The organism is Agrobacterium sp. DE0009 (genome assembly GCF_007680755.1).
GTDB classification, from domain to species: Bacteria; Pseudomonadota; Alphaproteobacteria; order Rhizobiales; family Rhizobiaceae; genus Agrobacterium; species Agrobacterium tumefaciens_B.
Map to the genome: position 1 here is coordinate 116,477 of NZ_VEIU01000007.1, position 19,693 is coordinate 136,169.

Annotated in this window: 15 protein-coding genes; 7 read left to right on the top strand and 8 right to left on the bottom strand. The window is 59.4% G+C overall.

Features of this window, described 5'->3' with window-relative positions; all coding sequences use genetic code 11:
- Nucleotides 1-47: 47 nt before the first annotated feature.
- The 5 genes from FS804_RS20530 to FS804_RS20550 form a co-directional block, all read right to left on the bottom strand.
- Entirely contained in the window at nt 48-1,094 is a 1,047-nt protein-coding gene (locus FS804_RS20530) for an alpha/beta fold hydrolase (RefSeq protein ID WP_144578721.1), read from the bottom strand.
- Between the two features lie 204 nt (nt 1,095-1,298).
- Nucleotides 1,299-2,057, bottom strand: coding sequence for an alpha/beta fold hydrolase (locus FS804_RS20535; protein WP_144578722.1), 759 nt, complete (start codon nt 2,055-2,057; stop codon nt 1,299-1,301).
- Between the two features lie 45 nt (nt 2,058-2,102).
- Nucleotides 2,103-3,878, bottom strand: coding sequence for a cytochrome c biogenesis protein DipZ (locus FS804_RS20540; RefSeq protein WP_186376933.1), 1,776 nt, complete (start codon nt 3,876-3,878; stop codon nt 2,103-2,105).
- Between the two features lie 152 nt (nt 3,879-4,030).
- On the bottom strand, nt 4,031-4,540 hold the full coding sequence (locus FS804_RS20545; protein ID WP_144578724.1) for a cytochrome P460 family protein: 510 nt from the start codon (nt 4,538-4,540) through the stop codon (nt 4,031-4,033).
- A gap of 139 nt (nt 4,541-4,679) precedes the next feature.
- Entirely contained in the window at nt 4,680-5,120 is a 441-nt protein-coding gene (locus tag FS804_RS20550; protein ID WP_144578725.1) for a hypothetical protein, read from the bottom strand.
- 511 nt (nt 5,121-5,631) lie between these two features.
- Here FS804_RS20550 and FS804_RS20555 point away from each other — a divergent pair.
- On the top strand, nt 5,632-6,720 hold the full coding sequence (locus FS804_RS20555) for a hypothetical protein (protein ID WP_063951759.1): 1,089 nt from the start codon (nt 5,632-5,634) through the stop codon (nt 6,718-6,720).
- Nucleotides 6,721-6,839: 119 nt separating this feature from the next.
- Here the strand turns inward: FS804_RS20555 and FS804_RS20560 are convergent, their stop codons facing one another.
- Both FS804_RS20560 and FS804_RS20565 read right to left on the bottom strand, forming a co-directional pair.
- Nucleotides 6,840-8,936 carry an ATP-binding protein gene (locus FS804_RS20560; protein ID WP_144578726.1) on the bottom strand — a complete coding sequence of 699 codons (2,097 nt, stop codon included), beginning with the start codon at nt 8,934-8,936 and terminating at the stop codon, nt 6,840-6,842.
- Complete coding sequence (locus FS804_RS20565; protein WP_371417897.1) at nt 8,933-9,682, bottom strand: response regulator transcription factor; 750 nt, start codon at nt 9,680-9,682, stop codon at nt 8,933-8,935. Before FS804_RS20565 ends, FS804_RS20560 begins: the two co-directional genes overlap by 4 nt.
- A gap of 183 nt (nt 9,683-9,865) precedes the next feature.
- On the opposite strand from FS804_RS20565, the gene FS804_RS20570 reads away from it, so the two are divergent.
- From FS804_RS20570 to FS804_RS20590, 5 genes are all read left to right on the top strand, one after another.
- Nucleotides 9,866-10,924: an ABC transporter substrate-binding protein gene (locus FS804_RS20570; protein WP_186376934.1), complete on the top strand. Its 1,059-nt coding sequence runs from the start codon at nt 9,866-9,868 to the stop codon at nt 10,922-10,924.
- A 98-nt stretch (nt 10,925-11,022) separates the two neighbouring features.
- Nucleotides 11,023-12,048, top strand: a complete 1,026-nt coding sequence (locus FS804_RS20575; RefSeq protein WP_063951816.1) for an ABC transporter substrate-binding protein — start codon at nt 11,023-11,025, stop codon at nt 12,046-12,048.
- A 77-nt stretch (nt 12,049-12,125) separates the two neighbouring features.
- Nucleotides 12,126-14,357, top strand: a complete 2,232-nt coding sequence (locus FS804_RS20580) for an iron ABC transporter permease (RefSeq protein WP_144578728.1) — start codon at nt 12,126-12,128, stop codon at nt 14,355-14,357.
- The gene (locus tag FS804_RS20585; protein WP_063951764.1) at nt 14,354-15,415 is read left to right on the top strand and encodes an ABC transporter ATP-binding protein; all 1,062 of its coding nucleotides are present in this window, start codon (nt 14,354-14,356) and stop codon (nt 15,413-15,415) included. The genes FS804_RS20580 and FS804_RS20585 overlap by 4 nt, the downstream gene beginning before the upstream one ends.
- 26 nt (nt 15,416-15,441) lie before the next feature.
- Nucleotides 15,442-16,251, top strand: a complete 810-nt coding sequence (locus FS804_RS20590; RefSeq protein WP_144578729.1) for an inositol monophosphatase family protein — start codon at nt 15,442-15,444, stop codon at nt 16,249-16,251.
- Between the two features lie 46 nt (nt 16,252-16,297).
- On the opposite strand, the gene FS804_RS20595 is transcribed toward FS804_RS20590, so the two are convergent.
- A complete protein-coding gene (locus FS804_RS20595; protein WP_063951765.1) occupies nt 16,298-17,506 on the bottom strand; it encodes an MFS transporter in 1,209 nt (402 codons plus the stop codon).
- A 224-nt stretch (nt 17,507-17,730) separates the two neighbouring features.
- Here FS804_RS20595 and FS804_RS20600 point away from each other — a divergent pair, with 224 nt between their 5' ends.
- Nucleotides 17,731-19,674: an ABC transporter ATP-binding protein/permease gene (locus FS804_RS20600; RefSeq protein ID WP_144578730.1), complete on the top strand. Its 1,944-nt coding sequence runs from the start codon at nt 17,731-17,733 to the stop codon at nt 19,672-19,674.
- Nucleotides 19,675-19,693 lie beyond the last annotated feature (19 nt).

The window sequence follows — 19,693 nt, forward strand, 5'->3', positions numbered from 1 at the left end:
TCCGCTGTCACAGGCAGTAAGACAACGGTTCGCGGGCTTCGGCAAGCCTAAAGCTTTGCGACGTCGAGAACCGCCTTCGCAAACGCCTCCGGCGCCTCCTGCGCAAGGTTATGGCCGATTCCACCGCTGATATTGCGGTGCTGGTACTTGCCGGAAAACTTCGATGCATAGGCGGAAGGGTCCGGATGCGGCGCGCCATTGGCGTCACCTTCCAGCGTTATCGTCGGAACGGTGATGACTGGAAGTTTTGCAAGCTGGCGCTCATAATCATCATATTTGGCTTCGCCTTCGGCCAGTGCCAGCCGCCAGCGGTAATTGTGGATAGTGATCGCCACATGGTCGGGGTTGTCGAATGCGGGAGCAGAACGATCAAAGGTCTCGTCGCTGAATTTCCAGGTCGGAGATGCCGTCTGCCAGATCAGGCGAACGAAGTCGCGGGTGTTGGCGGCATAGCCCGCACGGCCGCGTTCAGTCGCGAAATAGAACTGGTACCACCAGGAGAGTTCCGCCTTGGGCGAAAGCGGCTTCCTGTTGATTTCCTGACTGCCGATAAGGTAACCACTCACCGACACGAGGCCCGTGCAACGCTCTGGCCAGAGTGCCGCCATGATGTCGGCAGTGCGTGCGCCCCAGTCGTATCCAGCCACTATGGCCTGTTTGACGCCGAGCGCGTCGAGAAAGGCGATCATGTCGACCGCAAGTGCTGCCTGCTGCCCGTTGCGCGCGGTTTCGTCCGAGAGAAAGCGGGTCGTGCCATATCCGCGCAAATAGGGGACAAGCACCCGATATCCTGCCGACGCAAGGATGGGCGCGACATCGACATAGCTGTAGATGTCATACGGCCAGCCGTGCAGCAGCAGCGCGACCGGGCCGTCTGCGGGGCCAGCTTCGGCATAACCGACATTGAGAACGCCCGCCTTGACCTGCTTCAGGGCGCCAAAGGAGGTGGCTGCACCGCTTGGCGCTGAGGGTTGAGTCGAAGCGGGTTCGCCTTTGGCGTGCGCCAGGCCTGCCGCACCAAATTCGACGGCGGCAACCGTCATTGCGGCAATGCCGAAGAAGCGGCGGCGCTGGAAATTGATCTCGGAATTCATTGTAGTCTCTCCTGTCCATGTTGGATGATGGGCAGGTAACGCCGTGCGTGTATCCTCGATGTGTCGAGGGGGCACGAATGTGAATGGTTTTGTAGCAGCGACGGCTCTGGATACAGTCTGATACATTCGGTCTGCCCTCTGAACGCAAATCAGCCGCCCCCGGTGCCGGGAGCGGCTATATCAGAACCTCAAAAGTGGCGCTGTTTATTGCGCGGATTGCCGGGCGGCCTGTTCAATGACATTCGCGACCTTTTCGGGCTGGGAGGCGAAGACCGCGTGGCTCGCCGCAATCTCGGTCACCGCACTACCGGCGCGCTTTGCCATGTCACGTTCGAGATCGGGGTTGATCGACCGGTCCTGCGTTGCGACGATCGACCAGCTCTTCTTTGTTTTCCAGGCTGGTTCGTCGGCCTTGGCGGCAAAGGCGGCCTTGGCAGCGAATACCTGGCTTTTTGCCATAAAAGCCGCTTCCTCACGGGGCAGGTCGGCTGCGAAATCTTGGGCAAAGGCGGCCGGATCGAGATAAAGGAATGCGTTATCCTTCGTCTGCTTGATGCCTTTGCCAGCCGGTGGTTTCGATCCGGCGAGGTCGAGAAGGCTCTCTCCCTTCTCCGGCTGGAAGGCGGCGACATAAACGAGACCTGCCACATCCGGTCGGTTACCGGCTTCCGAGATCACCATTCCGCTGTAGCTGTGCCCGACCAGTAGGCTTGGGCCTTGCTGAAGATCAAGGACGCGGTTTGTCGCCGCGACGTCATCGGCTAGGGAGGTGATGGGCTCCTGCACGATCGTGACGTTGAACCCCCGGCTTTCGAGGATATCCGTCGCCTTGCGCCAGGCCGAGCCATCGGCGAGCGCGCCGTGGACTATGACGATATTCTTGACCTCTGCCGCCTGCGCGGCAAATGCGATCAGGGCGGTCGCGACGGCGAGCGCTAATTTTGGCATGAGACGGTGGTGCATCGTGTTTCTCCTTTGGTGTTCCTGCGGGTGGGACGAAGATCGGGGTCAGCCGAAGGTGAAGGCATAGGCCTGCACGCCGGGATCCAGAAAACGAATGGCGAAGGTTCTGGCTTCAACGGTGCCGGACTGGCGGACGAGCTGGTAAAGGCGGGTTGACGTGACGACGCCATTGCCATCGGCATCCGTATCGGCTCCATGATCCGCGCCTGGCGGGTGGCCGTCGATGCTCACCTGGAAACGGACCGGTTTTCCGGCACCATCAGGCCCAAGGACCAGATGCAGGTCACGGGCGCTGAAGCGGTAGGTTATGCCGCCATCTGCCACATCAAGGGTCGCCGCTTCCGCGCCAACGGTCCATTTTCCGGAGAGTCCCCATTCATTCAGGGCCGGTGTCTTGACGGAGTAATCGCGGGGCGTGTCTGCGCGTATCGCCTCGTTTGACGCAAAGCCCTGCGCCTGCCTGTAACCTATATAGGTTTCACCCGAGAGCATGTGCCTGATATCCGCGCCGGCTTCGGTGCCGTTTGCCTCGGGGCTCACGGTGTCGCTGGCGGAAGCGCTGCTGCCGGCCTCGCGCAGCAGATTCTGGATCGCCTCTTCGGTCTCCCGGTAGTTGCCCTCGCCGAAATGGTGGTAGCGGATCTGACCCCTGGCATCGATCAGGTAATGTGCCGGCCAATAGCTGTTATCAAAGGCGCGCCAGATTTTGTAATCATTGTCGATTGCTACCGGATAGTCGATCTTGAAGCCGGCTACGGCCTGCCTGACATTGTCGATCTTCTTTTCGAAGGCGAATTCGGGCGCGTGGACGCCGATGACGACGAGGCCCTGATCCCTGTATTTCTCCGCCCAGGCACGCACATAAGGAATGGTGCGGATGCAATTGATGCAGGAATAGGTCCAGAAGTCGATGAGCACGACCTTGCCACGCAGTTGTTCACGCGTGAGCGGTGGCGAGTTCAGCCATTCGACGGCGCCATCGAGGGACGGGGCCCGGCCTTCAGCCGGCAGTTCCGACCTGAACGGCGCAGCGCTGGCGCCTGCCGCCGGGGCGTCGGCTTCGCCCGCCGTTGCTATCTTCTGTTCAGGGGCTTTGGCGGTATGGAGCCGATCAAGGACCTGCTGTTCAAAGGATGCCGTACTCGCATAGGAAAGTTGCGACAGGAAGCCCGTATCGAACCCGAGCGCGATGACGGCGACCCCGGCAAGAACCGCTGCGCCAAGCCCCTGCCGGATCCGCTCGCTGAAACCGAGAGACCGCTTCATGGCCGCAAATACCCGGCTTCCGACGAGGAGGGCCACGGCAAGCGAGGTCGCGGCACCCGTGGCATAAGCGGTAAGCAGCAGGCTGGTCCCCAGATTGGCGCCCTTCAGGGCCGCACCGGTCAGCACCAGTCCAAGGATCGGTCCGGCGCAGGGCGCCCATAAGAGGCCGGTGGCGATGCCGAGCATCAGGGAACCCACGACCGTTGGAACAGCCCCCGGCTTCCCGGCGGCATTGGCAAGGCGGTTGCCGAGTTCGACTACCGGGCGGCTGATGACGCTGGCCGCGCGCGGCGAGATCAGCCCCACGCCGAAGACGGCGAGCAGCGCGAGAGCGGCAAGCCGACCATATTCATTGGCATTGATGGCCCAGCTGCCGCCAAATGCGGCGAGCGTCGCGACCGCGGAAAAGGTTGCCGCCATGCCGACGAGCAGGGGGAGTGTGCTGCGCAGGAACGGTTGTCCCGCCCGCGCAAAAACGAAGGGCAGGATGGGTAGGATACAGGGGCTGAGAATCGTCAGCACCCCTCCGAGATAGGCAATGACCAGCAGCGTCATCATCTTTTCCTTTCAGGCGGGAGTTCGGGCTGCGGTTGGTAAGGCGGCCCGGTAATGAGGCCATTCTCCCGGCCTCGCGTATCCCTGATATGTCGGGACTTCCGTGGATTTGTATTCGAGTGTAAAAGCTGGCCGCAGGGCCTTGTCATTCGTCAGGGCGCGTAGCGCGTAAACACAAAATCGTGGTCCTTGACGTTGCCCACGTGGCAGGAGAGACAGGTCTCATGCTGCGCGACATCGACCGGTTTGCCGTTGACGAACCGCCCGAAACCCCAGCCATGGCTGTCGGGATATTTTTGGAAGTCCTTGACCATCACCTGCACGGTGGTCGCAGCGCCAGGCACCGTGGCCGGGGGAAATTCCGTCGATTGCTGCCGCTTGTAAGCAAGCTTCACCAATATCGAGCCATCGGGAAAGGGCAGGGTTCCGTTCTTGTAGGCGTTAACGGCGATATCGTTTGCAAGAACCGCACGAAGCTCGTCGAGTGGCGCAGCCTCCTGTGCGGGGGCGATGAACCGCCAGTCACGATATCCTTCGGGAAGCGTGACGCCGTAGATGGGAGAGGCGTTTTCCGGCCGCGTGTCCGCATGGCTGGAATAAGCGGCCCCAAAGCCTGCTCCCGCAACCGAGAGAGCGACGGCGAAAAAAATCTGGCTCTTCATGAGAAATCCTGCCTGATCCGAAAATGATCAGGCATTGATCTGCGCCGCAGGTATCCGGCATATGTCGTGAAACCCGCATTTATGTATCAGATCGTAGCACGGCGCGTTGCCGCTCCGCTTCGGGCGGGCCACATCGTCTTCAGATGCCGGCGAGCCCGCTCACGTCATCGTCCTTTGGGGCTTCCATTGCAGTCCTGATCGCTTTCTGGATATCGTCCTCGATGGCCTTCCTTTCGTCGGGTGGCATGGCGGCGAGATCGCCTTCCGACAATCCCCGCGCTTCCAAATATTGCGCCCGGATTTTCTCACCAAGGCTCATATGAGCCCACTTGCTCAATTCTTGCTCCTCCGCGCTCGGGCCGCCGCCCTGCAAGGGAGCGTCCTCGATGGATCCGCCATGCTGCCTCTGGAGCAACCAGAGCGCATTGGCCAGGTTGGAGGGAATGGAAGGTGCAGACCCCGCCGAGTTCAGCGAAACAGACCGTTGGGGTGTCTGGCCCACCGTCGGTTGAGAAACGTCCTGAGGCCGTCCGCGGGTATAGAGCATGGCGGGGGAGCCAATGCGATCGATGCTAGACATGATGTATCTCCTTCGCCCGCAATCTGGCGTAGGTCGCTTGCGTCTGGCTTGCCATGATTACCCGCGTTCGCGGAGCCGCGTCCGGACATTCCAGAACCAGGCTCTGGGGAGAACTCATTCAATCCGTCGATATCGACTGGCGCGATTTTCGCAATCAAGTGATGACAAACAAATAAATGGACCCGGATCGTGCCGGAAACACCCGCTGATGCGAACTATAGTCTTCGTGCACTGACACGGCCGCCGCGCACGCGGCGGCATTCCCCATAGCTGTCGCGTAATCAGAGATTCTCGCAGTATCTTTCTTCTGTATCGAGCAGACGTGAAACTTTTTCGCCTGAGACGAGTTTGGTGAGGGAGCAACGAGCTCGCATTTCTCACTGCATGCAATCAGCCGCTACGCGGAGGATTTGTCGTCCTTTCGGAGGAGATTCCGTATGAATTCCATTATTTATCTTGTCGGGCTTGTCGTCGTCGTCCTGTTCATTCTCTCATTGCTGGGGCTACGCTGATGGTTGATCCGACAGGTATTGAAACAAATCCTAACCGCAGCTACGTGGACTGGCCGGCAATCTTCGCGGGCGCGGTGATCGCATCTGGCGCAATGGCCGTCCTTACTGCTTTCGCCGGAGGACTTGGTCTCAGCTCGATTTCCGTGGATGATGGAGGCGAGATCAGCACGGTCTGGCTTATCCTCACCGGTCTGTTCGTCATCCTGTCGATGGTGGGCTCCTACATGCTCGGTGGCTATATTGCTGGCCGCATGCGTCGTCCGGCTGGTGCTTCTGACCGCAACGAACTGACAGTTCGCGATGGCGTTAACGGCCTCGTCGTCTGGGGCCTCGGCACCGTCGTTTCGGCATTTCTTGCACTTGGTGTCCTCTCGGGCGGCGCAAGAGCCGTCGGTAGCGTCGCCCAGACGGCTGTCGAAGCAACGGGTTCTGCTGTCGGAGGGGCGGTGCAGGGTGCTGGCCAGTTGGCCGGCGGCATCATTTCCGGCGCTGGCAGTGCTGCAGGCGGGCTCGCTCAAGGTGCAGGTCAGGCGGCGGCTCCCAGCATCGAGCAGATGCTCCCGCAGGGCATGAAGTCCAATCCGATCGACTACTTCACCGATACGCTTCTGCGGACCGATACGCCTTCAACCCCGGTTCCGGGTGACCAGACTGCCGGAGATTATCAGCGGCAGATCAGCGGCATCCTCGGTAACCTGCTTGCGACTGGCGAAATCTCGGACGCAGACAAGACGTGGCTCACCAACCAGATTGCTGCCCGCACGAACATCAGCCAGACTGATGCTCAAAACCGGGTAAACGAGACGGTGGAACGCGTGCAGGCTGTCCGGGCAGAAGCTCAGAAGAAGGTCGACGAGGCTCAGAAACAGGTCGAGACCATGAAGGCTGAAGCCCAGAAGGCAGTCGAAGACGCCAAGAACAAAGCCGCCGATGCTGCTGAGAAGGCTCGTATCGCAGGCATTCTCAGCGCATTCCTGCTCGCTGCTTCCGCACTTGTCTCTGCTGCCGCTGCTTACATCGGGGCCGTGCATGGTGGTCGCCACAGAGATGAAGGCCGCATCTGGGGTGGACTTGCCTACCGCAAGTGATCGACCGGATCGCTTCACACGAATTCGAAACCGCCATCCCTCCGGTGGCGGTTTCTTTTTACATCATTTGGGTCGGAAAGTTTCTAGTTCCGCGTCTCCACACATCTTACGGTCCTGATTCAGGTGCGGAACATCAGGGAAACACGGGTTCCGCGCCCTGGCTGAGAGGTGATCTTGGCGTCACCGCCGCTCTGGCGCATGAAACCGTAGACAATGGCAAGGCCAAGGCCCGTGCCGCCCTGCTGGCTGCGGGTGGTAAAGTAGGGCTCGAATGCCCTGTCGACCGCATCCTGATCCATCCCGCACCCCGTGTCTTCGACCGAGATTTCGACGCTGCCCTCCGAGTGCGTGGCCTCGATGATAATTGTGCCGCCCACGGGCATGGCAGCAGCGGCGTTGAGGCACAGGTTTAGGATCGATTGCTCGAAAAGGGCCGCATCCAAAGCGAGCCGGGGCAAATCCCTGCCGACGCGCAATGTGATCTGGTTGCGCGCACCAACGGCAATTTCGAGGACGTCCACCATGCCCTTCAGCACAGAACCCACATCCACGGACGCTGGATGTATCGGCTGCTGGCTGCCGATGGACAGCATGCTGCTGGCAAGCTGGCGGCCGCGATCGGCTGCCTTGCGGATGCGCTTGATATTGCGTTGCTGGCGGTCGCTGAAGCCTGTCTCTCGCTCCAGAAGGCCAAGGCTTCCGGTGATGATGCCGATCATGTTGCCGACTTCGTGGCTGAGCTGATGCGTCATGCGCATGATACCGTCAAGCCGCTGCGCCTTCGCTGACTCTGCCTCCTGACGGTCGAGAGCTGTTACGTCCCGGGCCAGAAGGACAATCCCTCCGTCGGGCTGACGGGAAACCGCTATTTCCGTGACCCGCTGATCCGCTGTGCGGTGGCGCACCGTGAGCCGGTTGGCAAGCGTACCGGTTTCGTCGTTCGCAGGCAAAAGGATCGGGTCGATTTCCGGTATGGTTTCAATGAAGGATCGTAACGGCAATTTCCGCGAAGACCCGCCGCGACGGCCAACAAGCTCGATGATGCGCCTGTTCATGGTAATGGGCTGTCCCCGGGTGTCGAATAGCGCGATTCCCTCGTTCATCGTTCGGAATGTCGAGCGGATCGTTCGAGCCGCGGCTTCGGCCGTGCGACGAAGACGTGAAACCCGGTCGACGCTTTCCTTGAATGCGTGAAATGCATCGGAAAGACGGATGAGTTCGGTCTCGGAGCCGCGATATGTGGGGAGGCTGACATTCTGCTCCCCGTTCGCAAGGGCGTTCATGCCGCGTGATAGGGCGGTCACGCCTTTCGAAACACGCATGACCGAGCGAATCGACAGCGTCGAGAGAATGACAACGACGACAAAAGCGATCGCGACCATCACGATCAGCCGCGTCAGTGCAGCCGAGGCGGAGGCAAGGCCCTGCGTCAATCGATGGGCGACCGCCTCGCTCTGGGTTTCTGTTGCATGGGAAAGGTTGCGGGAGACAGTATGAAGTTTGGATACGGAAGACTGGATGGCGAACATTTCCAGAAGATATTGCGTCTGGGCGTCGAATACGCGTTTGTAGGGTGCCAGACCGACCGCCTTCTTGTCATCAGGCGCCACCTCCTCGTTCATGAAATAACCGGTTTCCGTAGTGAAGCGGCGTTGCAATTCTCCAAGCTGAAAAAGACTGGCGGAATTGGCAGCGGCCTGAACAATAGCATTCAGGCGCTGGCGAAGCGCGTCTTCCGTAACGGACTGGCTTGTCGCAATTTCCCCCAATGCCGCTGCGGCCTCTGCCTTGTGTTGCTGGGCCGCATCCGCGTCCGCCGCCAGGGAAAGGGTCTGCTGGCGAATGGCCTGGAGCAACTGCACGATATCGTCGCTCGGCACATTATTCGGCGTTTCCGCGTTCTTGTCTTGGCCGATCGTGTCGAGAAGGCTGTCCACCTGCGCAACGACGGCGCGACTTTCGCTCGACACTCTATAGGGCGATGTCGCGTTCATCAGCAGCGGCGCGCTCGAAACCAGATCGGCGACCTGCCGCGATACCAGTGAGGCGCGGGCAAGGCTCGAAAAGGCCTGCAGGCTGTAGGTCGCCATCTCCGTTCTGGCCTTCTGCAGGCCATAGATTGCGACCGCCGAGAGAATAAAGACTGACGAGCAGATAAAGACGATGGCAAATGGCAGCCTGAACGCAATAGACTGGAGAAAAAGCCTGTTGATCACAGGTGCGGCTCTGCATTGTCAGTATGAAGGACGTAGCCTTTGCCCCTGCGCGTCTGGATGTGCTGCGGCAGGTCAGGGTTGCGCTCTATCTTGCGGCGCAGGCGAAGCACAAGCACATCGACGTTGCGGTCAATGAAGCGGTCGCTTTCCGCGCCGAGGCGATCAAGGATATGGGATCGGCTGACCGGTTTATTCGGCGTTTCTGCAAGCACCTCAAGAAGCGCAAATTCCGCGGTTGTCAGCGTTTTGCTCCGGTCGGCAAGGCAGATCGCCCGCCGCGCTGACAGATCAACAGCCCAGTCTCCAAGCCTCAGTGCATTCGTTTCGTGTTCCCGTTCTGGTTCTTTCTCGACCCGAAGCGAGGGTGCGATGCGCCGCAGAACCGCCTTCATACGGGCCGTCAGCTCAATGGGTTCAAAGGGTTTGACGACATAGTCGTCGGCTGCTGTTTCAAGGCCCAGCACCCGCTCGGTCGCGCTGCCGGCCGCCGTTACCATGACGATGCCGACATTCAGCCCTAGTTCCGTGCGGATGCGCTGGGCAAAGGTTCTGCCGGAGATGCCGGGAAGATTGTGGTCCAGGAGCACAAGGTGGATGTCTTCCTGCGCCAGTCTCGCGGCAGCCTCTTCGGCTGAGTGCACGACTACGGGTGCCCAGCCCTCCGCCTCGACCAGATCCGCTATCAACTCAGCCATATCAGGATCGTCTTCGACGATCAGTATTCCGATCCTCTGTTTTTGCACCATGAAGTCCTCCCGTCGACAATCATATGCAAGAGTATCGGAATATTCAAAAGGTCGATGATGACCAAGTCCGTTACATTTGTAATATTCGTAACCGTTCTTGCCCGCGCGCGTCTGCCGTTGAAAAATCGGTAACCATTCATAGGATTGCTCTAATCAAGAGTTCTGTCATGCTTGACCTCAAGAATGGAACGGGGAGGTTCCAGGGAGGAAGCGGTGAAAGTATGGCTTGCGGCGTTCAGCGCCGGTTTGGCGCTTGCGCCCTGTGCCGTTGCCACGGCGCAGGAGAATGGAAAGCTGAACATTCTTTGCGCGGCGGATGACGCCTGGTGCGCTGCGATGCAGCTGGCATACGAGAGCAAATCCGGTGTGCAGACCACCATGGTGCGCAAGAGCACTGGCGAAATTCTCGAGCAGGTCAGAAGAGAGAAGGACGCGCCGACGGTTGATGTCTGGTGGGGCGGCACGGGGGACACGCATCTGCAAGCCGCCTCCGAGGGGCTGCTGGAGGCCTATGCCTCAAAAAACGAGGCCGAACTGCTTCCCTGGGCGCAAAATTTCTTCACCCTGTCGGGCGGCCAATCGGCGGGCATTTATGCAGGGGCCCTGGGCTTCGCCTATAACAACGACCTTTTGCAGCGGCAGGGTCTTGCTGTCCCCAGTTGCTGGAAAGACCTTATCGGTCAGGCTTACCGCGGAAAGATTCTGGCGGGGAATCCAAATTCTTCCGGGACTGCCTTCACCATGCTCGCGACCCTCGTACAGCTTTTTGGCGAGGAAGAGGCGTTCAGCTACATGAAGGCGCTGGATCAGAACGTTGCGCAGTATACGAAGGCTGGCTCAGCCCCGGTCAAGGCAGCTGCACGAGGTGAGGCGATGATCGGCATTTCTTTCATGCATGATGCTGTCACGCAAAAGGAGGCGGGTGCTCCCCTCGTCATCGTCGCACCTTGCGAAGGGACGGGTTACGAGATCGGCGCTGTCAGCATCATCAGGGGTACGAAAAATCGGGAGGAGGCCCGCAAGTTTGTGGATTTTGCGCTAAGCCCAGAAGGTCAGGCCACCGGCGCTGCAGCGGGACAAAATCAGGTGCCGTCAAATGCGAAGGCAGCGTTGCCTTCGGGCGCGCCGGACCTCTCGCTGATAAAGATGGTCGATTACGACTTTGCGACCTTTGGCAAACCGGAAGAACGGGGGCGGCTCTTGAGCCGTTTTGACACGGACATCCACCCGCCCAGCCAATGAAAACTCGGCTCTAAGCGGATCACGACGGCGGCCACCGGCACGTCGAATGGCGAAGCCATGTCCGCAAAACGCATTCAGACGCAACAATGGAGGAAATCATGCGACTGACGATCATGTCCAGCCTGCTTCTGGCAGGCACCACTCTTCTTGGTGTTCCGGCCCACGCCGCAGGCGATCTCAACCTCATCTGCGCCGCCGATGTGGTCATCTGCGAACAGATGAAAGGCGATTTCGAAAAGAGCCACGACATCAAGGTCAACATGGTTCGCATGTCCTCAGGCGAGGCCTACGCGAAGATCCGCGCAGAGGCCCGCAACCCGAAAACCGACGTATGGTGGGCCGGCACCGGCGACCCGCATCTTCAGGCAGCTTCCGAGAACCTGACGCTGGAGTACAAGTCGAAGATGCTCGACCAGTTGCAGGACTGGGCAAAAAATCAGGCCGAAAGCGCCGGTTACAAGACTGTCGGCGTCTATGCCGGTGCGCTGGGCTGGGGGTACAATACCGATATTTTCAAGAAAAAGGGCTACAAGGAACCCAAGTGCTGGGCAGACCTGCTGGCGCCCGAGTTGAAGGGCGAAATCCAGATCGCCAACCCGAACTCGTCAGGCACCGCCTATACGGCGCTGGCCTCTCTGGTCCAGATCATGGGCGAGGATCAGGCCTATGATTATCTGAAGAAGCTGAACGGTAACATCTCGCAATATACGAAGTCGGGCTCCGCCCCTGTCAAGGCGGCGGCTCGTGGCGAAACGGCCCTTGGAATCGTCTTCATGCATGACGCCGTGGCGCAGACGGCAGAAGGCTTTCCGGTGAAGTCGATCGCGCCTTGCGAAGGCACCGGCTACGAAATCGGCTCCATGTCCATCGTCAAGGGCGCTCGCAATCTCGAGAACGCCAAGACCTGGTACGACTGGGCCTTGCAGCCCGACGTTCAGTCGCGGATGAAGGATGCCAAATCCTTCCAGCTACCCTCCAACAAGACGGCGGAGATTCCGAAGGAAGCACCGCGCTTTGAGGATATCAAGCTGATCAACTACGACTTCAAAACCTATGGCGATCCAGCCAAGCGCAAAGCCCTGCTGGAGCGCTGGGACAAGGAGATTGGCGCCGTCGCCAACTAACCTCCCTTGCCGGTTGCCTTCGTTCCTGGTGACGAAGGCAACCTCTTTCGAAACACCTAAATCTTGTGAGGTTGACCATGACCCATGGCAATCGCAGGCTGGACATTGTTCTGGCCTTGGGCGTCGCAGCCCTGGTGCTGGTGCCTTGGTACCGCATCGAAAATGGTTTTTTTGGCCTGAGCTGGCTTTCGGATTTTCCGATGTCGGCGCAAGCTGCGCCCGGCATCCTGCAGATGGCAACCGAAGGTCGCGTGTGGCTCGCCGGTGTTATGGTTTTCTTCCTGATGGGTGCCCTTGCACGGACGCTGTCTGCCCCTGCAATGCGCGGCCGGCTCCTCGTGGCCGCAGGCGTTCTTGGCCTTGGCTTTCTCGTGCTTCAGGGGCTTGCAATCGGCTTTACGGGATGGACCTGGCAGGCGAGCGAGAGCATTTTTGGCCCGATGGCCGACGGCCAGCCCTCGATGGGCGCCGGTGCCGTGACGATGGCTTTCGTTTTTGTGCTCTATATTTCGTTCGGATTGGCAGAGCGCGGCTTCATGAAGGGCGATGTCTTCGTCGTCTCGTGTATTTCGCTTCTCGTCTTCCTCGTCTGTGTCTTCGTCTTCTACCCCATCGGCAGCATGATGGCTGGAGCCGTGCAGGATATAGACGGCTCCTTCAATCCCGACGGATTCATCCGCAACATGCAGGATCCGGGCATCTGGAGCCTCGATTGTGTTGTCGGTGCCGGCCGCTGTGGCGTTGCCTGGCGGACACTTTTTCTGGCCATCATGACGGCAGCGGGATCGACCATTCTTGGCCTCGCTTTTGCACTTGTCGCCACTCGCACGCGCTTTCCGTTCAAGAAGGGCCTGCGTCTGCTGACAATCCTGCCGATCATCACACCGCCATTCGTCATTGGCCTTGCCCTGACGTTACTTTTCGGACGCGCGGGCGTCGTGACCGAATTCATGTCGAGCGCCTTTGGCATCGAGCCGGGCCGCTGGCTTTACGGTCTGACGGGGATATGGATCGCTCAGGTCCTGTCCTTTACGCCGATTTCGTTTCTCGTCCTGATCGGTGTTGTCGAGGGTGTCAGCCCATCGATGGAAGAAGCGTCGCAGACGTTGCGCGCGGACCGGTGGCGCACCTTCTGGCGCGTTTCGCTTCCGCTGATGAAGCCGGGCCTCGCCAATGCCTTCCTGATCGGCTTCATCGAAAGCATGGCGGATTTCGGTAATCCTCTGGTACTCGGCGGCAGCCACGGCGTTCTCTCGACGGAAATATTCTTCGCTGTCGTCGGCTCGCAGAATGACCCCTCGCGCGCGGCAGTGCTCGCCATCGTGTTGCTCTGCTTTACGCTGTCGGCCTTTATTGCCCAGCGTTTCTGGCTGGCGGGAAAGAATTTTGCGACGGTGACGGGTAAAGGAGACAGCGGTGCGCACGCCGCTCTTCCGAAATCCATGTCGATTGCGGTTCACGCGCTTGTTGTTCCATGGATGATCTTCACCATCGTCGTCTATGGCATGATCCTTGTTGGCGGCTTCGTGAAGACGTGGGGTCTGGATAATACCCTGACCATCGAGCACTATGTTCGGGCCTTCTCCGTCAGCGTCAGCAACGGTTCGATTGCCTGGACGGGCGTTGCCTGGAATTCCTTCTGGACGACGATGGAAATCGCTCTGATTTCCGCCCCGCTCACTGCCGCCGTCGGATTGCTGACAGCCTATATCATCGTCAGGCAGAAGTTTGCCGGCCGCAATCTTTTCGAGTTTGCCTTGATGATGAGTTTCGCCATCCCCGGTACGGTCATCGGTGTCAGCTATATCATGGCGTTCAACCTGCCGCCGCTTGAGATGACGGGCTCGGCGCTGATCCTCATAGCCTGCTTCGTGTTCCGCAATATGCCCGTTGGCGTTCGCGGCGGCATCGCGGCCATGAGCCAGTTGGACAAGAGCCTGGACGAAGCCTCGCTCACGCTCAGGGCAAACAGCTTCCGTACCATAAGGCTTGTGGTGCTGCCGCTCCTGCGCCCGGCGATCAGGGCTGCACTGGTCTATTCGTTCGTCCGGGCCATCACATCCATCAGCGCGGTGATCTTCCTCGTCAGCGCCCAGTATAACATGGCGACGTCCTATATCGTCGGCCTCGTTGAAAACGGCGAATATGGTGTTGCAATCGCTTATTCCTCGATGCTGATCGTCGTGATGATCACTGTCATCGCGGGCTTCCAGCTCCTCGTCGGCGAACGACGTCTGCGCCGCGAAAACCGCGTCGCCGGGCTCGACGACGTCAAACCCGTTTCTCATCCCCAGGAGAAAATCGCATGATCAAGGTCAAACCCGGCTCCGTTGTTTTTCAGAATGTTCGCAAGACCTTCGGCGCTTTTACCGCCATCCCGGATCTGTCATTGACGATCGAGCCAGGGACACTAGTCACGCTTCTTGGCCCCTCAGGCTGCGGAAAGACGACGACACTTCGCATGCTCGCGGGGCTTGAACATCCCAACTCCGGTCGGATCCTGATTGGTGGCAAAGACGTAACGATGCTTCCCGCCAATGAGCGCGACGTGTCAATGGTCTTCCAGTCCTATGCGCTGTTTCCGCATATGAGTGCCTTGGACAACGTTGCATACGGGCTGCAATCGTCCGGGCTGAAAAAGGCCGAGGCGCGCGAGAAGGCGGAGGAAGGCCTGAAGCTCGTCGGTCTTTCCGGCATGGGCCATCGACTGCCAGCGGAGCTATCCGGCGGGCAGCAGCAACGCGTGGCGGTCGCCCGCGCGCTGGTGCTGGAACCCCAGGTCCTGCTGCTCGACGAACCGCTGTCTAACCTTGATGCTCGCCTTCGGCGGCGTGTGCGCACCGATATCCGCGAACTCCAGCAAAGGATCGGTTTCACCGCGGTTTACGTGACGCACGATCAGGATGAAGCGCTTGCGGTTTCTGATCGCATCATTGTCATGAAAGACGGAGAAATCGCCCAGTCGGGTGCGCCGCGAGAGCTTTACGAGGCTCCCGCTTCCGCCTTCATCGCCGATTTCATGGGAGAAGCGAATGTCGTGCCCTGTGAAGTCGTTTCGCAAACGGGTGACGAGTCAGTCGTTCGGGTTGGCGCCATGGAGCATCGGATCCGAAGCAGGGGCGTCCGGTCTGGCGCTGCAAAGCTCGCGGTGAGACCGGGCGCGATCACCATCGACGCGCCTGGCAGCGCCGGCATGCCGGGGCGCGTGCTGCACACCGCCTATCTTGGTGGACACATCGAATACGAAGTCGAAACCGAGGTTGGCACTCTCTTCATTGTCGACCACGACATGAAAAATACGCAACTTGAAACGAGCGATGTCACAATCAATTTCAAAAACCGTGGCATAGCCCTCATCGACGCTTGATGGGTCTAAGATTTGAGGAAATGGAAATGACAGGAATGAATGACGGCCTTGAACAACGCTTCGCACTGGCAAAGGCCCTGGCGGAGGAGGCCGGTGCCATGGCGCTCGACTATTTCAACAAGCGCGACAGCCTCGTGATCGAAACCAAGCGCGATCTTCAGGACGTCGTCTCGATCGCAGACCGCAATGTCGAGACGTTTTTGCGCGAGCGCGTTGCTGCCGCTTTCGGAGATGACGGCTTTCTCGGGGAGGAGCATGGCTACAAGGACGGAGGTTCCGGTTACACCTGGGTCGTCGACCCGATCGACGGAACCGCCCCGTTTGTCAACGGCATGCCGAGCTGGTGTGTTTCTATTGCCGTCGTCCGTAATGGCGCACCGGTCATCGGTATCATCAATGTTCCCTGTTCGAAGGAAATCTACGCTTCAGCGGAAGGCCACGGCGCAACATTGAATGGGACCCGCCTGAAACTCGATCCGTCAAGGAACCTGCAAAACGCTCTGACGGGCATCGGCTGCAATAACTATGTCACGCCGCAGCGGGTGGGACGCATCATCAGCGATGTGATGGGGCGCGGCGGCAATTTTATCCGAAACGGCTCGGGTGCGTTGATGCTCGCCTATGTCGCGGCAGGTCGTCTTGTCGGTTACTATGAGCCGCATATGCGCGCATGGGATTGCATGGCAGGATTTTGCCTCGTCAAGGAGGCTGGTGGGCGCTTTATGCCGTTTTCGCTCGAGGGCGAAAAGCTGTTTGAAGGACAGCCTGTTCTGGCTGGGAATACCTCTTGCTATGACGAACTCATCGACATCCATCAGGCCGCTCTGGCGGCGTGAGGTAATGGACACTCCGGCGGCTGATATGCCGCCAGAGTGTCGCTGATCAGTCAGCGCGTTGCGACAGAGCGAGTGCCACCGTCAGTCCGGCGAGAACAGCAGTGAGTACCAGCGGCGCGGTCGCGCCGTAGGAATCGACGATGTAACCGCCCAGAACCGCTCCGATGCTGATCGCCACCTGAAAAGAGACAACCATCAGGCTGCCGGCTGCTTCCAGCGCATCGGGTGCGCCGCGCGACAGATTTGTCGGCAGAACGACCGGACCCATGCCGAATGCAAGGCCCCAGAGCGCGACAAGTGCAAAAGCAGCGCCGGTATGAACGCCCCAGATGACGAGGGCGATCGTTGCGAACCCCATCAGTGCCGCCGTGACGATGAGGGCGACGCGAATGCTGGCATCAGCCATCCGGCCGCCCACGACGTTACCGATCACGGAAGCCACGCCGAAACCCAGCAAGGCGAGGGCGATTGGCGTGGTATCGAGTAGCGTCACCTTCTCGAGGAAGGGGCGAACATAGACCGAGCCGGCAAAATGTCCCGTCATCAGCAGGAGGATCGCAAGCATCCCCAGCTGAACGCTACGCCGCCTGGTCAAACCCAATACGTCCGACAGACTGTTGCTCGTGCTCGCCGGCAACGTGGGGAGGCTGATGATCTGTAAAAGCATGGCGATGACCGCCAGTCCCGCCGTCAACGCCATGGCGGTGCGCCATCCCAGCCAGTCGCTGATCAAGGCGCCCATGGAGGGCGCTGCTATCGTCGCCAGCGACACGCCGAGGGTGACGATCGCCATGCCGCGGCCTGTCGCATTCGTACCGACGAGGCGCGCCACGACGGCAACCGAAAGCGCCCAAAAACCGCTGAGCGCGATACCAAGGCCTGCGCGACCTAGCAACAAAAGCCAGAAATCGGCTGCAAACGCCGCTAGGATGTTGGATGCGATAGCGAGCGCGCTGAGGCCGACGAGGACCGTTTTTCTGTTAAGCTTACCGATGAGGACGTTGCTCAACAGTGCCGTCACGGCTCCGACGGAGGCAGTCGCCGTCACGACCTGACCGGCGGTGCCCTCACTGATACCGAGATCGCGTGCCATCGGTGTTAGCAGTCCCGCCGGTAAAAACTCAGCCGATACCAGCGCAAAGCTGGTTGCAGCCATTGAAAGGACGGCAAACCAGGTGGCGGCGGTCCACGCCGGTTCGTCTACCGTCTCCAGCGCGATCGCCGGCCCATCAAACTGTGTCGTCGTGTCCGTCATGGTGTCTCTCCTTAAGATGGCAGAGTTTTAGACGATTTTCTCTGGATGATATGTATCTAAAAATCCGAATTTCATGCCTATTTGTCCGAATTTGTGCGGCGCACAAGCGGCGAAAGGGCATCAAACGGCGCAGGCGGGAAAGAGCGGCGAGGGGGCCAATTTCAGGCGAGTGCGAATCTTTTTCGGACCAGCAACTTTTCAAATCGCTGATCGTTATTGCGGCTATGATCGATCCTGATGCAAAACCGCACCCCTCCGACGACACCAACCAGAATGACATCAACAATGATCATTCCGAGTATGCCCCTGAAGAGCCTCTTCCGCCGGAGGAGATAAAACCCGACCCCGGTTTGACACCGGAGGAGGCGGCCGAAGCGCGCAAGAAATATCTGCTTAAACGCTTCTGGATCAGCGCGCGGGGATTCTGGAGCCGACGTGGCGACGCGCTCGCCTGGCCCTTCTGCATCGGGCTTCTGGCGATGATCGGCATCAACGTCGCGTTTCAGTACGGCATCAACGTCTGGAACCGCGGTATCTTCGACGCGATCGAGAAGCGTGACGCATCGACTGTCTATTTCCTGGCTTCCATTTTCCCGCCGCTTGTTCTGGGAAGCGTCTTTATCGTCACGTCGCAGGTCTATGTCAGAATGCGGGTCCAACGACGCTGGCGTTCGTGGTTGACCAAACTCATGGTGTCCCGATGGATCGCCAATGGCCGTTATTACCAGCTCAATCTGATTGACGGAGACCACCAGAACCCTGAGGCCAGACTTTCTGAGGATCTGCGGATCGCCACCGAGGCACCCGTCGATTTCGTGGCCGGGGTCATCGCTGCCTTTGTATCCGCGTCCACCTTCATCGTCGTCCTTTGGACTATCGGCGGTGCGCTGACGCTTCCCATCGGCGGAGTGTCTGTTACGATTCCCGGATTCCTTGTGATCGCGGCGGTCATATACGCCTTTATCACCTCTACCTCGATCGCTTTGATTGGCAGAAATTTCGTCCGGGTTTCAGAGGTCAAAAACCAACTGGAGGCTGAATTCCGTTATACGCTGACCCGCGTCAGGGAAAATGGCGAGAGTATTGCGCTTCTTGGTGGCGAAGAGGAAGAGCGCAGCGACCTCGACAAGAGATTCCGCAACGTCCGGTATCAATGGAAGCAGATGGCGCAGCAATATATGCGGACCACCGTTGTCTCGCATGGATCGATGTTGATTGCGCCCGTGGTCCCTGTTCTTCTCTGTGCTCCCAAATTTCTCGATGGAAGCATGTCGCTTGGCCAGGTCATGCAGGCCGCCTCCGCCTTCACCATCGTTCAATCCGCCTTTGGCTGGCTTGTCGACAACTATCCGCGCCTTGCCGACTGGAACGCCTGCGCGCGCCGTGTGGCCTCTCTCATGATGTCGCTGGATGGTCTGGAGCGCGCCGAGCAGAGCGATAAGCTTGGCCGTATTGCGCGCGGCAGGACCGAAGGCGAAACGATGCTGAGCCTGAAGGATGTCTCCGTTTCGCTTGGAGACGGAACCGCTGTCGTCAAGGAAACCGATGTCGAAATCGGCCGGGGAGAGAGGGTTCTGGTTGCAGGCGAATCCGGCTCCGGCAAAAGTACGTTGGTGCGGGCCATTGCCGGCCTATGGCCATGGGGCGGCGGCAACATCAGTTTTGGGGCTGACAGCCGGCTCTTCATGCTACCGCAACGGCCTTATATCCCGTCTGGCACGTTGCGCCGTGCCGTCAGCTATCCTCAGGCCGCCGACAGCTGGTCCTTTGAAGAGATCGGACACGCCCTCGAAAAGGTGGGTCTGGGTCATCTCAAGGACAAGGTCGAGGAAGACGCTCCCTGGGACCAGACGCTGTCAGGCGGCGAAAAGCAGCGGCTTACCTTCGCGAGGCTATTGCTGAACGATCCCGATATTATCGTGATGGACGAAGCGACGGCGGCTCTCGACGAGAAGAGCCAGGATAAGATGATGCAGACCGTCATCGACGAATTGCCCGATGCGACGATCGTCAGCGTGGCGCATCGCGCCGAACTTGAGGCTTTTCACACCCGCAAGATAACGCTGGAACGCCGCGACGGCGGCGCAAAACTCGTAAGCGATGTCGATCTCGTTCCCCGGAAGGCCAGGTCGGGTTCGCTTCTTCGACGCATGGTCAAACGGAGGTAGATGCCGCTTGCCGCAGGAT